This window comes from Mesorhizobium amorphae CCNWGS0123 (genome assembly GCF_001686985.1).
In the GTDB taxonomy this organism is placed as follows: Bacteria; Pseudomonadota; Alphaproteobacteria; order Rhizobiales; family Rhizobiaceae; genus Mesorhizobium; species Mesorhizobium amorphae.
This window is the reverse complement of record NZ_CP015318.1, coordinates 5,695,363-5,710,045: the sequence shown is the minus strand read 5'-3', so window position 1 is coordinate 5,710,045 and position 14,683 is coordinate 5,695,363. Positions and strand designations below refer to the sequence as shown.

The 14,683-nt window shown below is 63.5% G+C and carries 12 protein-coding genes; 2 read left to right on the top strand and 10 right to left on the bottom strand.

The genetic code is table 11. The annotated features are described in order from the left end of the window. Window positions 1-159 precede the first annotated feature (159 nt). The 4 genes from A6B35_RS26810 to A6B35_RS26795 all read right to left on the bottom strand — a co-directional run bounded on the left by A6B35_RS26810 (window position 160) and on the right by A6B35_RS26795 (window position 4,473). Window positions 160-1,209 carry a M14 family metallopeptidase gene (locus tag A6B35_RS26810; protein ID WP_006203546.1) on the bottom strand — a complete coding sequence of 350 codons (1,050 nt, stop codon included), beginning with the start codon at window positions 1,207-1,209 and terminating at the stop codon, window positions 160-162. A 90-nt stretch (window positions 1,210-1,299) separates the two neighbouring features. Beyond that, entirely contained in the window at window positions 1,300-2,478 is a 1,179-nt protein-coding gene (locus A6B35_RS26805; RefSeq protein WP_006203544.1) for an MFS transporter, read from the bottom strand. Window positions 2,479-2,638: 160 nt separating this feature from the next. Then, the gene (locus A6B35_RS26800) at window positions 2,639-4,015 is read right to left on the bottom strand and encodes an FAD-containing oxidoreductase (protein WP_006203543.1); all 1,377 of its coding nucleotides are present in this window, start codon (window positions 4,013-4,015) and stop codon (window positions 2,639-2,641) included. Beyond that, window positions 4,012-4,473, bottom strand: coding sequence for a hypothetical protein (locus tag A6B35_RS26795; RefSeq protein WP_006203542.1), 462 nt, complete (start codon window positions 4,471-4,473; stop codon window positions 4,012-4,014). The genes A6B35_RS26800 and A6B35_RS26795 overlap by 4 nt, the downstream gene beginning before the upstream one ends. A gap of 155 nt (window positions 4,474-4,628) precedes the next feature. Between A6B35_RS26795 and A6B35_RS26790 the strand changes: the two genes are divergently transcribed. Next, window positions 4,629-5,186, top strand: a complete 558-nt coding sequence (locus A6B35_RS26790) for a sugar O-acetyltransferase (protein ID WP_006203541.1) — start codon at window positions 4,629-4,631, stop codon at window positions 5,184-5,186. Window positions 5,187-5,206: 20 nt separating this feature from the next. On the opposite strand, the gene A6B35_RS26785 is transcribed toward A6B35_RS26790, so the two are convergent. Further along, a complete protein-coding gene (locus A6B35_RS26785; protein WP_006203540.1) occupies window positions 5,207-6,193 on the bottom strand; it encodes a helix-turn-helix domain-containing protein in 987 nt (328 codons plus the stop codon). 126 nt (window positions 6,194-6,319) lie between these two features. On the opposite strand from A6B35_RS26785, the gene A6B35_RS26780 reads away from it, so the two are divergent. Then, complete coding sequence (locus tag A6B35_RS26780) at window positions 6,320-6,967, top strand: cysteine hydrolase family protein (RefSeq protein ID WP_006203539.1); 648 nt, start codon at window positions 6,320-6,322, stop codon at window positions 6,965-6,967. Between the two features lie 74 nt (window positions 6,968-7,041). Here A6B35_RS26780 and A6B35_RS26775 read toward each other — a convergent pair whose 3' ends face one another. The 5 genes from A6B35_RS26775 to A6B35_RS26755 form a co-directional block, all read right to left on the bottom strand. Continuing rightward, a complete protein-coding gene (locus A6B35_RS26775) occupies window positions 7,042-8,721 on the bottom strand; it encodes a formate--tetrahydrofolate ligase (RefSeq protein ID WP_006203538.1) in 1,680 nt (559 codons plus the stop codon). A gap of 431 nt (window positions 8,722-9,152) precedes the next feature. Continuing rightward, the gene (locus A6B35_RS26770) at window positions 9,153-10,274 is read right to left on the bottom strand and encodes a DUF2333 family protein (protein ID WP_006203536.1); all 1,122 of its coding nucleotides are present in this window, start codon (window positions 10,272-10,274) and stop codon (window positions 9,153-9,155) included. A gap of 16 nt (window positions 10,275-10,290) precedes the next feature. After that, window positions 10,291-11,583, bottom strand: coding sequence for a DUF6638 family protein (locus A6B35_RS26765; RefSeq protein WP_006203535.1), 1,293 nt, complete (start codon window positions 11,581-11,583; stop codon window positions 10,291-10,293). 9 nt (window positions 11,584-11,592) lie between these two features. Then, window positions 11,593-13,503, bottom strand: a complete 1,911-nt coding sequence (locus A6B35_RS26760) for an ATP-binding protein (RefSeq protein WP_006203534.1) — start codon at window positions 13,501-13,503, stop codon at window positions 11,593-11,595. Between the two features lie 24 nt (window positions 13,504-13,527). Continuing rightward, window positions 13,528-14,673, bottom strand: a complete 1,146-nt coding sequence (locus A6B35_RS26755; RefSeq protein ID WP_006203532.1) for a hypothetical protein — start codon at window positions 14,671-14,673, stop codon at window positions 13,528-13,530. Window positions 14,674-14,683: the final 10 nt, after the last annotated feature.

The window sequence follows — 14,683 nt, the reverse complement described above, 5'->3', positions numbered from 1 at the left end:
GGCCACCCTCTCTATTCACGCGCACGCGTTCGAACAGGCCGCTGTCAGCGAGCCCACCACCAAATGGTCTTGTTCGAGCGCATGTTCATGGCGGATTCCCATAGCGGCGATTGAACGGCCGCGCAACTGGATTCAATGAAGGTGGTAAAACCGGAACCCTCAGTCCTCCAGCGTTCCCGACCTTGCATCGGCGCTCTTCCTGTCGCCGACCAGCTTTAGAAGATCCTCGCCGGCGCGGATGATGCGGCGGGAACGCCGGGTCAGGATGAGGCCGGCCTGCGGCGCGAACACTTCCGTGCGGCCGTCGGCTTCGCCCGGCGCGTGGACGATGGTGGCCAGCCGCTCGCCCTTGGCAACGCGGTCGCCGGGCTTGACGTCGTAGAGGATCGCGCCACCCTTCGGCGCAGGCATCATGTCGACGTTTTCCAGCGGTGCCACAGTACCGGTGAACGCGCCGGGTGCGGGCAGTGCCGGATCGGCAATCACACCGCGCGCCACGAGCAGCCGGTAGAGGCCTTCGGCATCGGAGCCGGCCAGAGCGCCATCGACATCGAGTATGCCGCGATATTCGACCGTGGTGGCGACGCGCCCGTCGAAGCGTGCGACTTCGGCGGGAACGTTCTGGTAGGGCATGATCGAAGCCCCCTCGAACGTGCCGTCGCTATCCTCGCTCCACAGCACCACCGCATCGACACCCATCGCCGCCGCGCAATCGGCCATCGCCGGCCACAGGCTGGTGTGGATGTAGAGATAGGCAAGGCCTTCGTCGTCGCAATGCAGGTCGAGCACGATGTCGCGGCCGAGCGAGAGTTGCAGCAGACGCGTCTTCAACTGCTGGTCGGGCGTGCCATGCGCCGGCAAGAGTGCCGTGTCGGGCGCCGCCAGCAGCGGAAAGCCGCGGTTGAAGTTGGTGCGCGTGCCCAGATGGAAGCGGCCCTGATGCTCGCCGAAATGATATTGCGCGCGGCCGATCGGGTTGGCCCAGGGCACGACGGTGATCGCGCCCTTGAGGCGGCCCTCGCTCTCGGCCTTGGTCAGCATCGGCATCAGAGCGTCGATGGCGACGACGCCCGGCAACTCGCCGGCATGAAGCGCTGCCTGCAGATAGGCCGATGGCGCCGCCTGATCCGTCCCCTCGAAGCGGAAGACCGGGAATTCGTAGGAAATGCCGTCGGTGTCGCCAGCAATGCGTTCGATCGATTTCTGCATGGGAGGCCTCCAGGAAAGAGGCGGGACACATGCACTTTTGCGACTGGGCTGTCGATTGGTCCAGCTTGCGCCGCTATGGGCGCAATGAGGCTATTCGGCGGGAGCCTGAAGGGCGACGGCCGGTGTCCGACGGTCGAGTGCCTGCGACATGACGGCCACAGCAACCGCAACCAGTGCCAAGGCTGCTCCTACAAACGGCAGATTGGCATAGGACACGCCCCAGGAGAGTGCTACGCCGCCGATCCAGGCGCCGCTGGCGTTGCCGACATTGAAGGCGCCCTGGTTCAGCGTGGCGGCGAGGTTGGGTCCTTCGGAGGCCGCTTCGACCACCCGGATCTGCAGCGGCGGCACGACGATGAAGATGAGCAGACCCCACAGGAAGACGATGCCAACGGCAACCGTCGCGATGGCGCCAAACTCGGCAAAGGCAACGAGCATCAGCGCCATCATCAGCAGCGTGCCGATCACCGTCGGCATCAGCTTCCAGTCAGCCAGCCGGCCGCCGATGATGTTGCCGATGGTCATGCCTGCGCCGAACAGGAGCAGCACCCAGGTGACGGCCGCGGTCGACAGGCCGGATACATCGGTCAGATACGGCTTGATGTAGGTGAAGACGGCGAACAGGCTGGCGGAGGCGAGCGACGCGATCAGCATCGCCAGCCACACCTGCAGCTTGCCCAGCACGCGCAACTCGCCGCGCAGGCCGCCGCCGCTCGGTTCAGCGACATTGGAGGGCACCAGCCAAGCGATGGCCGCGACCGAGATCAGGCCGATGCCGACGACGGCGAAAAAGGTGGAGCGCCAGCCGAAGGCTTCGCCAAGCGCGGTGCCGGCGGGAACCCCCAGAATGTTAGAGAGTGTCAATCCCGCGAACATCATCGCCATGGCGCTGGCGCGCTTGTTGCGCGGCACAAGGCTGGCCGCCACGACCGAGCCGATGCCGAAGAAGGCGCCATGGCCGAAAGCGGTGAAGACGCGCGCCGCCATCAGCAGCCAGTAGTTGGGGGCGATGGCGCAAAAGAGATTTCCGACAACGAACAGCGCCGTCAGTGCGACCAGCACCGGCTTGCGCGGCAGATGCGCGGTCGCCATGGCAACGATCGGTGCGCCGAAGACGACGCCCAGCGCATAGCCGGTGACCAAAAGACCGGCCGACGGGATCGAAACGCCGAGGTCAGCCGCGACTTCCGGCAGCAGGCCCATGATGACGAATTCGGTGGTGCCGATGCAGAAGGACGCAATGGCAAGCGCTAGGATCGGCAAAGGCATGGGATGTCCGGACTGAATCGGTTCAAAAACCGAAACTGTCGGCAGACAAGCCCGGCGCGCAAGCAACATTGTTGCAATGCAGCATTGCAGAAAACGGAGGGCAGCCGAGGCCATGCGACGACAGGAACGCCGCAGCGCTCGCTGTGCAGGGTAGGCGGGTCTAGGCCAACGGCTTCAGCTCCTGGGCAATGGTCGGCAGAAGTTCCGAGACGTTCGGGTGGATATGCATCGCGCGTGCCAGCGTCGAGATCGGCGCCTTGGCATACATCAGGTCGAGCACGCAGTGGATCGCCTCGTCACCGCCGGGGCCGAGCACCGCGCAGCCGAGGATTTCTCCGGTGTCGGCATCGGCGAGGATCTTCATAAACCCTTGCGTCTCGCCCTTTTCGACGGCACGGCCGACACGCGTCATCGGCCGCTGGCCGACCAGAGCGCGCCGGCCGGATTTTCTCACCGCCGCTTCGGTCATGCCGCAGCGGCCGAGCGGCGGGTCGATGTAGAGAGCATAGGCCTCGATGCGGTCGCTGACCTTGCGCGGGTCGTTGTCGAGCAGATTGGCGGCGACGATCTCGTAGTCGTTGTAGGAGGTGTGGGTGAAGGCGCCCTTGCCGTTGCAGTCGCCCATCGCCCAGATGCCGGGCACGCTGGTGCGCAACTGGTCGTCGACGACGACGAAACCGCGTTTGTCGACCTCGACGCCGGCCTTGTCCAGGCCGAGATCGTCGGTGTTGGGGGTGCGGCCCAGCGCCAAAAGTACATGCGAGCCGACGGCCGGCGCCTTGCCGGCAGAGAAGGTCACGGCAATGTCTGAGCCTTGCCTGGCAAAGCCGATGTCGTCGGCGCCGGTGTGGACCGTGATGCCCTCATTCTCTAGGATGGACAGGATGGCGGCCGAGACGTCCTCGTCCTCGCGGCCGGTCAGGCGAGGGCTCTTTTCGATGACGGTGACTTCTGCGCCGAAGCGGCGGAACATCTGCGCGAATTCGAGCGAGATGTAGCTGCCGCCGACGACGACGAGATGGCGCGGCAATTTTTCGAGATCCATCATCGACGAATTGGTCAGATAGTCGATGTCGTGGATGCCGGGCAGGTCCGGCACCGAGGCGCGGCCACCGGTGTTGAGGAAGATCTTTGGCGCGGTCAAAAGGTCGTCGCCGACGCGCACTGTGTTGGCGGATTCGAAGCGCGCATGGCCGCGATAAAGCGTGCATTTGTCCATGCCGGCGATCCAGGTCTCCAGCCCGGTGCGGGAAGCGCCTGACACCTTGTCCTTGCGCGCCTTGATCGCTTTATAATCGACGCCAATGGGACCGCCGAGCGTCACGCCATAGTCGGCAGCGCGGCGGGCGAGATGCGCGGCATACGCGCTTCCCACCATCGTTTTGGTCGGAATGCAGCCGGTGTTGACGCAGGTGCCGCCGACCAGCTTGCGCTCGACCAGCGCCACGCTCATGCCGGCCGCGTTCAGCCGGCCGGCGAGCGGCGTGCCGGCCTGTCCGGCACCGATGATGATGGCGTCGAAGGTCTTTGCGGTCATGCCACGGCCGCCACGATGAGCAGGCCGCCGATGATCGCTACGGCGTCCTCGATGAAGGCGGCGGGCGGATCCTTGCCGAAAGCGGCTGCCAGCCGGCCGCGCACTTCGGCGCCGCCATATGTGCCGATCACCGCGCCGATGGCGCCGGCGATGAGCCCGCCGATGGTGGCGCCGCCGGTCGCGCCGATCACCGCACCGGCGAAGGCGCCGGCGATGATGCGCGCGCCGAACTGTTGCGGTACTTTTCGGCTCGGCGTCGACGGCAACTGGTCGGTGATCAGTTCGACGATGGCCAGGATGGTGAAGATGCCGACGGCGGCCCAGTGGCCCATGAAGCTGGCCCAGGTGCCTGACACCGGCAGCCAGCCGAGGTAAGCGCCCCAGGCGACAGCGGCCGGCGCGGTCATGGCGCGCAGACCGGCAATGACGCCGATCAGCAGTGCAAGCAGGTAAAGCATGATTGACCCCCTCGATGTCAGGGCCGGGACAGCCCTGCCGGGGCAAGCTAGCATAGGTCGAACATTTGACCAGAGACGGGTCGGCACTTCTCGTATTGGGGCCGACTGTACTTTAGTAAAACATCGAACACGACGCAGAGACAGGAGACACCGCCTTGGCACAAAGCGAACGCACGAAAATGGCGGCGGGCGAATGGTATACGTGCCTCGATGACGACCTGGAGGCGTTGCGCGTCATCGCCCGCGACGCCTTGTTCGAGCACAATTCGCTCCCGCCGGGGCAACGTGGAAACCTCGGGCCGAGCCTGATGGCGCTGCTTGGAAGCGCGGGCGAGGGCGCGCGGATCGAGGCGCCGTTCCAATGTGCCTACGGCTTCAATGTCTTTCTGGGCGACGGTGCATTCCTAAACGCCGGCTGCACCATCCTCGATACAGCGCCCGTGCACATCGGCAAGCGAACGCTGCTTGGCCCCAATGTGCAGATCTACTGCGCCGAGCACCACAAGGAGGCGACGGGGCGACAGGCAGGACTGGAGATCGCGAAGCCGGTCACGATCGGCAATGACGCCTGGATCGGCGGCAGCGCGATCATCCTCGGCGGCGTCAGCATCGCCGAGGGCGCCATTGTCGGCGCCGGTTCGGTGGTGACGCGGGATGTGCCGGCCAATACGACCGTGGTCGGCAATCCGGCGCGGCCGATCAAGCAGCGCTGAGGGTTTCTGGCGACTGCCGCTCAGAGCGCTGCGACGCGGGGCCCGCTCTGAGCGCACCTTGAAAATTCGCGCCTGTACTGCATCGGTGAGGTTCTGAGCCGCGCCGCGAAATGCTGGCGGAGGGAGGTGGCGCTGCCGAAACCGGCCTCGAAGGCCACCATATCCATCGATTTGTCGGTCGCCTCCAGCAGCCTTTGCGCCAGCGCCACACGCTGGTCGGCCAGCCAGTCGCCAAAGCTGGTGCCGATCGATTGCTGAAAGCGGCGCGTGAACGTCCGGCGGGTGAGGCCGGCGGCATTGGCGACGCTGTCGAGGCTGTGCATTTCGCCGAGCGTTTTGCGCACCTGGTCGAGAGCCTGCGCGAAGCGGTCGGCGGTCGGCGTTTTCGCGACCGGACGTTCGATGAACTGCGCCTGTCCACCTTGCCGGTGCGGTGACAGGACAATGTGGCGGGCGAGCCGCAGCGCCAATTCCGCGCCATAGCGGGCGCGTACGATGTGGAGGCAACAATCCAACCCGGCGGCGACGCCGGCCGATGTCACGATGTCGCCGTCGTCGACATAAAGCACGTCGGCGTCGAGGATGATGTCGGGATGAAGCGCCTGCAACTGGTCGGTATAGGCCCAGTGCGTCGTCGCCCGCCGTCCCGCAAGCAGGCCGGCGGCGGCGATGGCGAAGGTGCCGAGGCAGAGGCCGACGATCAGCGCTCCGCGGCGATGGGCGCGGGTGAGCGCGTCCGTCAGCATGGCGGGAAGCGGCGCTTCGAGATCCTTCCAGCTTGGGACGATGACGATATCGGCCTCGTCGAGGGCGGAGAGCCCGTGCGGAACGGAAATGCTCAGCCCGCCATCGGTATGGATTGCGCCCTGTTCCATCGCGCAGACGCGGAAGTCGAAGCGCGGCAGGCCAAGCCTGGTGCGGTCGGCGCCGAACACCAGGCACGGCACGGAGAGGTGGAATGGACTGATGCCATCGAAAGCGATGGCGGCGATGATCGGGTCTGCCATGGGACACCTTTGGTTGGAAAGCAATTTGTCCCGATTCTTTCGAATGATGTCAACCGGGACACTTTTGGAGGATCGGCGGCACGCCTATCCTCGCCCAATCAGATCCAAGCCCGAAAGGAAAACACCATGTCTGCAGCAGCCAACAGCAGGGCGCCGCGGCGCGCGCTGGTCGTCGTCGATGTCCAGAACGACTATGACGGCGGCAACCTCGCCATCCAGCATCCGCCGTTCCGCGACAGCGTCGTCAACGTGGCGCGCGCCATGCACGCGGCCGCCGAGGCCGGCGTGAAGGTCGTGGTCGTCAAGCAAATGGCGCCGGAGACATCGCCGATCTTCGCCAAGGGCAGCCATGGTGGCGAACTGCATCGGGAGATCGCCAGACGAAGCCGCGACCACTATGTCGAAAAGACCTTGCCGAGCGCCTTCACCGGCACGGACCTCGAGGATTGGCTGCGTGCCAACGCGATCGATACGATCGCGGTTGTCGGCTATATGACGCACAATTGCGATCTCTCGACCATCATCCACGCCGTGCATATGGATTTTGCTGTCGAGTTCCTCTCCGACGCCACCGGCTCGGTGCCCTATGCCAACAGCGCCGGCTATGCCTCGGCCGAGGACATCCATCGCGTGGTGAGCATCATCCTGCAATCGCGCTTCGCGGCGGTGCTCAAGACCGCCGAGTGGATCGACTGCCTGACGTCGGGCGCGCTGCCGGAGCGCGACACGATCTATGCGTCCAACCAGCGGGCGCTGGCGCGCAATGCCGCGTAAGTCAGCACGATCCGCAAACTAAAAGGGCGCCGCATTGGCTGCGGCGCCCCTTGCTGCTTATGAAGAGGAGACCCTTAGAACAACCCTTCGATCTGGCCGGTTTCGTTGAGGAAGATCTTCTCCGAGGATGGCGCCTTGGGCAGGCCGGGCATGGTCATGACCTCGCCGCAGATGATGACGACGAAGCCGGCGCCGGCCGACAGCCTGACTTCGCGTACCGGCACGGTGTGGCCGGTCGGCGCGCCGCGCAGGTTCGGGTCGGTCGAGAAGGAATACTGGGTCTTGGCCATGCAGACCGGCAGGTTGCCGTAGCCGGCCTGTTCCCAGGCGTGCAGCTGGTCGCGGATCGACTTGTCGGCGATCGCCTCGTCGCCGCGATAGATGCGCTTGACGATGGTGTTGATTTTCTCGAACAGCGGCATCTCGTCGGGATAGAGCGGCGAGAACTGCGAGGCGCCGGACTCGGCGATCTCGACCACCTTCTTCGCCAGATCCTCGATGCCGGCCGAGCCCTGGGCCCAGTGCTTGCACAGGATCGCCTGGGCGCCGAGCGAGGCGACGAAATCCTTCATCGCCTGGATTTCGGTGTCGGTGTCGGTGGTGAAGTGATTGATCGCCACAACCGCGGGCACGCCGAACTGCTTCACGTTCTCGATGTGGCGGCCGAGGTTGAGGCAGCCCTTCTTGACCGCCTCGATGTTCTCCTTGCCGAGGTCTTCCTTCTTGACGCCGCCATTCATCTTCATGGCGCGCACGGTGGCGACGATGACGGCAGCCGCCGGCTTTAGGCCGGCCTTGCGGCACTTGATGTCGAAGAACTTTTCAGCACCGAGATCGGCGCCGAAACCGGCTTCGGTGACGACATAGTCGGCGAGCTTCAGCGCCGTCGTGGTGGCAACGACCGAGTTGCAGCCATGGGCGATGTTGGCGAAGGGGCCGCCATGCACGAAGGCCGGGTTGTTCTCCAGCGTCTGCACGAGGTTGGGCTGCATGGCGTCCTTCAGGAGAACGGCCATGGCGCCGTCGGCCTTGAGGTCGCGGGCATAGACCGGCGACTTGTCGCGGCGGTAGGCGACGATGATGTCGCCGAGGCGCTTTTCGAGGTCCTTGAGGTCGGTTGCGAGGCACAGGATCGCCATGACTTCCGAGGCGACGGTAATGTCGAAGCCACCCTCGCGCGGAAAACCGTTGGCGACGCCGCCGAGCGAGCAGATGATCTCGCGCAGCGCCCGGTCGTTCATGTCCATCACCCGGCGCCAGACGACGCGGCGGGTGTCGATGCCGAGCTCGTTGCCCCAGTAGATGTGGTTGTCGATCAGCGCCGAAAGCAGATTGTGCGCGGTGGTGATGGCGTGGAAATCACCGGTGAAGTGGAGGTTCATGTCCTCCATCGGCACGACCTGCGCGTAGCCACCGCCAGCGGCACCGCCCTTGACGCCGAAATTCGGGCCAAGCGAGGCTTCGCGGATGCAGACGATGGCCTTCTTGCCGATGCGGTTGAGGCCGTCGCCGAGGCCGACCGTCGTCGTTGTCTTGCCTTCGCCGGCCGGCGTCGGGTTGATGGCGGTGACCAGGATCAGCTTGCCGTCCTTGTTGCCCTTCACCGACTTGATGAACTCGGCGGAGATCTTCGCCTTGTCGTGGCCGTAAGGCAAAAGATGCTCGGTCGGGATGCCGATCTTTTGGCCGATCTCCTGGATCTGCTTCTTCTTGGCGGCGCGCGCGATCTCGATGTCGGACTTCACTTCGGCCATGACGGCTTTCCTCTGGACTGGACGATGGAGGGGACGGGTTTGATCAGTTTGGTCGCAAGCAAGCTCGAAACGGCCCGGCACTGCAGGCGCGGGCATGTTCTACCCTTGTCGCTGCCTTGGCGTCAACTTTCATGCAACTATGTTTCCCATGGAGAAAAATTCTTGTCGACCTGTCTCGGGTCTTCTCGCCCGGCTATGGCGCCGTATAAAAGCCAGAGCGAGCGCCGGTGCGCCGTCTCAAAACAGCCGCACAATGCACGGAATGCGACAGGGGCGACGACGCAAATCAACAAGCGCCGCCGATGCCGGCAAAACCGCTATGCGTCATCACGTTGCTGATCTCGACCATGTTGGACCGCACTCTCGGCACATAAAAGCCCATCGTCGTCAGGTGCGGCCATCCTCGCGGCGGTGCCGGTGCGGTTTCAAGCTCAGCGGTCGAGAACCGACCGGACCTCAACGAGATTGGAGCGGACCCGCAGCATGTAGAATCCCATGGTGGTCAAGTGGGATGGCATGATCCAACTGTCCTCCCGACCATTTGAGATGATGAGGGGTCGAATTTTCAGCGCCGCCTGAAACTGCTGGTCGAGTTGGTCCCAGAGCGGGCCGAGCCCGCGAGTGTCGATAACGGCCTTGAAATCAGTGCGCGTGGCTTTCAGGATTCCGTAATAACCGTAGAGCTGTCCGTAGGCGAACCAGAATCGGTCGTCCGCGCGCGTATCGAACCAGCCATTGTTGTTTGTCTGCGACTGTCTGCTGAGGATATCCGATGTCGAACCGATATCACTGGCTATACGGTCGACGAACTTCGCCAGATTGTCCGCGCGGGCGTTGAACACCACCTCGCATTTCAACAGGCGGTCGTTGAAGGTGCGAAGCGACGTGATGCCTGTGCGGTAGAAGCTGGGGCTAGGCGTCTTGGGGCCGAATGGCCTAAGGCCGAAATACCACGTTTCCTCGTCGAATTCGACCGCGCCTCTTGCATCCTGCAGGTTTTGATCGATCTGGCTGGTGCCGCGCACTCGGCCGATCGTGTCAACCAATTCGACCGCGGTGCGTCGTACAGCCTGGTGTACGCCGCGCTGGAAAGCCGCCTTGTTGTCCAGGAACGGTGTATGGTCCCAGTCCACGCCGAAGAGCCCTAACTTGTACAGGATCATCGACGAGATCCAGGCGTTTTGATTGACATTGAAATCGATCAAATCCGCCGCAACCGTCACGATGCCAGACCTGGTACATGTCTTGACTTGGCCTTCCGCGCCTTCGTCGGTGACTTGCTCGCCGGATCCGGCCGGCGGCGCGAATGTATAAGCATCCGCATAGGCAGGATTGAAGTTCTTCCAATATTGCGTGTTCCAGAAGAAATAGCCGTACAGTCCGACCAAGATCACGATCGCCGTACCGAGCACGGCCTTCAGGATCCAGCCGCGCTGCGTGTACCAGCGCCCGGCCCACAGGAACGGCCATAGGATGGCGCCGATGGCGAGGCCGATGCCGCGGCCGATCCACTGGAAAATCCGGGTGAAGAAATTCACGATCGGATCAAGCATGGCGATGACACCCCCATCAGTCAGTTAGGCCGTAGAGGCGCGTGCGAAACGCCACCTTGTCCTTCAAATATGTGGTTTTCAGAACGTCCACAACATGCGATCGCCAGGCGTCGCTGTAGCCGTCGAAGTCCCTGTAGAAGCCCGGCTTGTTGAAGACGTAGCGCGAGACGAAGTCCTGCGGCACGAAATCCGAGATCAGCTGGTTGGTCAGCCAGGCATCGGGATGATCGGGCTTCGCCCGGATCACCAGGAAGCGCTGCTGCGGGAACACGTCCTCGATCTTGAGATGGCCAAGCTGGGCGACCTCGCGTTTGGCGGCGTTGAGGAACGGAAAATTGCCGTCCCTGGTGATCAAATCGGCATGGCCGTGGATCCAGGTCTGCAGCCAGACCTTGTCGACGTCGGTCAGGTTGCGGTCGGGTTCGCTGTCGCGGATCAGCGCGCGCACCACCATCTCGGCACGGTGTTCGAGATAGCCGGAGGCCTCGATCCACGAGGCGCGCGGCAATTCGATACGGCCGGTCGCGGCGAGGAACCTGAACACCTTGTCGGCGTCGTTGATCGACAGATAGCTCACCTGCCACGGGCGCGAACGGCGGAAGCCTGGAGCTGCCGGGTCGCCGACGACAGTCGTCATATCCGGATCGACGAACACGTAGAGGCCGCCGAAATGGCTCGTCCAAAAAGCGTTGTGGCGGAAGATCACCTGGTCGGGCACCAGCGCGTTTTCGCGGATGTCGCCGCAGATCTTGGCGAGGTCCACCATGCGTTGCAGCATGGCGCTGTCGCGCCAGGCATCGGGTTCCTGCTTCAGCCGGTCGACAAGCTTGCCGAGTTCGGCCGCCTTGCCCAGCACGTCTTCGGCCGACAGCACCTTGAACTCGACCTGGTTGATCGACAGCAGATCCTCGATGTCGTTGACCTTGGGAACCGAATCCTCGATCTCGCCGTAGATGACGTCCTTGATGGTCAGCGCATCGATGGCGCGCTGGTTCTTCGACATGAACTCGAACATCAGCTGCGAGGTGTTGGAGAAGGCGGTGTGGACCACCGGCAGGTCGATCTGCGAAGGCGTCAGGATGATGAAGCGGCGGTTGACCTCGTTGGGATCGAGATAGTCGTAATCGCCGCATTCGTCGGCGACCTCAGGCGAAAAGCCGGTGCGGTCGATCTGGAAGCTCTTCAGCTTGGTGGCTTCGAGCCCGAAGGCTACCATCGCCTTGTTGTAGCGCTGGATCAGATGCGGCTCGTCAACCGTCAGCAGCCGGCCATAAATCAGCTCGTTGTCGCGCAGCAGATCGGGTTTCATTGCACGCCCTTACGCATTCCAATTTCCCTTGGCCTTCATCTCCTCGATTTCGCGCACGGCGCGGTCGCGCAGCCTGGTGTCGCGGATCATCTTGGTCACTGCCGCGTCGTCCGACTTGTCGGAGTAGCGGAATTCCGAGTCGGCATAGCGGTTGATCTCCTGCATGACCATATCCATCGAGAACGGTCCGCGCAGTTCCTCGATCATCGCCTTCTTCTCATCGTAGCCCTTGTGCATGAAGGCTTCCGGCTTCTCGAACCACTCATCGGGCAGCTCGATGTCCATGGCGCGCATCTTGATGGCGTCGGTGACGTTCTTGATGGCGCGGCCGGTGAAGCGTGGTTCGGCGTCCTTGATCATGTGCAGATAGGTGCCGATGTCGGCCATCGACTTCGGCGCGCCGCTTTCCTTGATGTAGCGCTCGTAGACCTTCATCAGCCCGTCTTCCTGCGGCTTTTCATGCTCCTCATAGGCTTCCGTCACCGCACGCTGGATTTCCTGGGCGGCGTAGAGCTTGTGGTCGCCGAGCGGGATCTTGTGGTTCTTGCCGGCGAGCAGGACGAAGATGTCGATGTAGTCGTCGCGGCTCTGCGGCCCGTCGACCAGCCAGCGGGCGCCGGCGCGCTGGCGCAGAGCGTCGTCGACGTTCTCGGGATAGTTGGAGAACATGCCGAAGGAGCAATTGCCGCGCACCACGGTGCCGGCGCCGGCAAAGGCGTCCATCAGGACACCGGTGATCTCCTGCTGGCCGGCCGAGGCGCGGTCGTCGGAACGGCGCGCCGCCACCTGGTCGATATCGTCGACGGTGCCGAAGCCGATGACGCGCGGATTGAGCACATTGTTGATGAACTGCCGGCAGTTCTGGCCGGATTTTCCCTGGTAGGACGAAATCTGGTCGACGCCGAAATTCTCATAGGCGAAGGGATAGCCGGCGACCTGGCAGTAATTGTTGACGAGGCCGGCAATCATCTGGATCAGCGTCGTCTTGCCGGTGCCCGGCGCGCCGTCGCCGATGAAGGTGAACAGGAAGCCGCCGAGTTCGACGAAGGGGTTCAATTCGCGCTCGAAATCATAGGCCATCAGCATCTTGGCGAGCTTGACCGACTGGTATTTGGCGATGTGGTTGCCGACGACCTCTTCCGGTTTCTTGAAGGTCATCGCCAGCGGCTTGGAGCGCTTGCCGGGCGCGACGTCGAAGCCGTCGAGGGTGAAGTCGTCGACGTCGATGCGGATATGGGCATTCTCGAACGGCCCGATGCCGTCGAAACGGCCTTTTCGCGCCAGCAGTCCATCGATCGCAACACGGGCAAAGGCGCGCGCCCGGGTCATCAGATCGGCATCGTCCTTCGAGCCGGCGATTGCCTTGTCGAGGCCGGCGACGATCGACTTCACCGCATCCTGCTGGGTGTCGAACAGGAAATCCGGTTCCGCAATATCGTTCGGCGCCTCGCCGTCACTGTCGACCAACTGGAACAGATAGGAGGCGAGGCTGAAGGCGGAGATATAGGCCGAGGCCGACAGAAGTTTCTTGAAGGTGGCGGCTTCGTCGCCCTCGAGCGGGGCGCGGGCGTTCTTGGCCTGCAGGCTTTCGAGGTCCGAGCCTTCGGCAAAGACATCCGATATGGCCAGCGCGATCGCCAGCCCGCGCCGGGCGCGAAACAAAAGCGTGTGCTGCTGGATGGTCATCAGCTGGTCGTCGGGATGGATGGCGGCGACGGTTTTCGACAGCTCGACCTCGCGGGTGCGGCGCACCGAGCCGACCGAGACGGTCGAGACGAATCGGCGGTTGGTGCCGGCAAGCGCTGTGCCGGATTCGCGCGAGGGATCCTCCAGCACGACGATGCGGGTGATGAAGCTCTGCGCGGTGGCGCGGTGCTTTTCGATTGCGGCTTCCGAAATCGTGGTCAGGCCGGTGTCCATGAAGGATGCTCCGCGGGTTGACGGTCAGACGTCGCTGATGACCTGTCCTTTGGACAGGATGTGGACCTTGTAGCCGGAGAAGATCTTCTGCGCTTCGCCGGCGGCGTAGAGCGCCTGGTAGGCTTCGTGCGGGATCAGCGCATGGTTCTCGTAGCTCGACACGCCCTGGCGGGCGGCCTCCAGGTCGTCGGTGTTGATGAAGAATTCCTGCGTCGTCTTCTCGCTCGAAAATAGCCCCTTGCGGCCCGGCTTTTCGGCTTTCGAATAGACCTCTTGGATGGTCCAGGTCAGCAGCCAGGCGTTCTCGGGCTTGCGCACCTTGGCCAGCACTTCCGTCACCGTCGTGTTGTTGTCGGTGATCCCCGCCGAATAGAACGGGCCGAGCACGACGCGGCGCAGCTGCTTGGGATGCAGCGGCTCGAAATCCTTGTCGAGGTTCACGGCAATGGTCGCCGGCGACAGCGTGTAGGCCGAGTTCTTCTCGGTGAAATCGTCGAAGCGGTGGGCGAGTTCGGGATTGAGCAGGCCGTCCACCGGCAGGGGAATGTCGACCCTTTCGTTCAGCTTGCCGCTGCTGTCGACGAGCTGCCGGATCATGTCCTCGGATGAGTCCTCCACGGTCACCATGTAGATCAGCGGCAGGTTCGCGCTGCCGTCGAAACTGGCCCAGTGGACCAGATAATAGGGCCGCAGCGTCTTCGGGTTGACGGAGACCTTTGCCGTCTGCGCCAGCGTGAACGGGCCGAAGGTCGACCCGCTCTTGACGTCCTCCAGATAGAGCCGCTCGGCCATCGACTTCTGCAGCGCTTGCGGGAATTCCTTGTGGCGCAGGATGAAGTCGGCCATCTCCTCGCGCAGCTCGCCGGCCAGCGGGATGCCGGCAAGGCGCGTATCGGCCTGGCGGCGGTCGTTCTCCAGTTCCAGCAGGTTCTGGAACACGGGGTAGCCGCTGTCGGCGCGCGAGATGCGGAACGTGTCCATGAAGCCGAGACGGTTGCGCCAGCAGGAAAACGATTTGTCCAGCCGGGCAATGTATTCGGCGACGATCTTGGCGACGATGCCGTGCCGGTAGAGCGGCGAGCGGTCGTCGCGCATGAACACTTCCAGCCCGCTCAGCGCCGCCGTGATGGCGGAGAAATAGCGCGCCGCCGCCTCGTTCTCGGGGGTCATGCCGTCAACC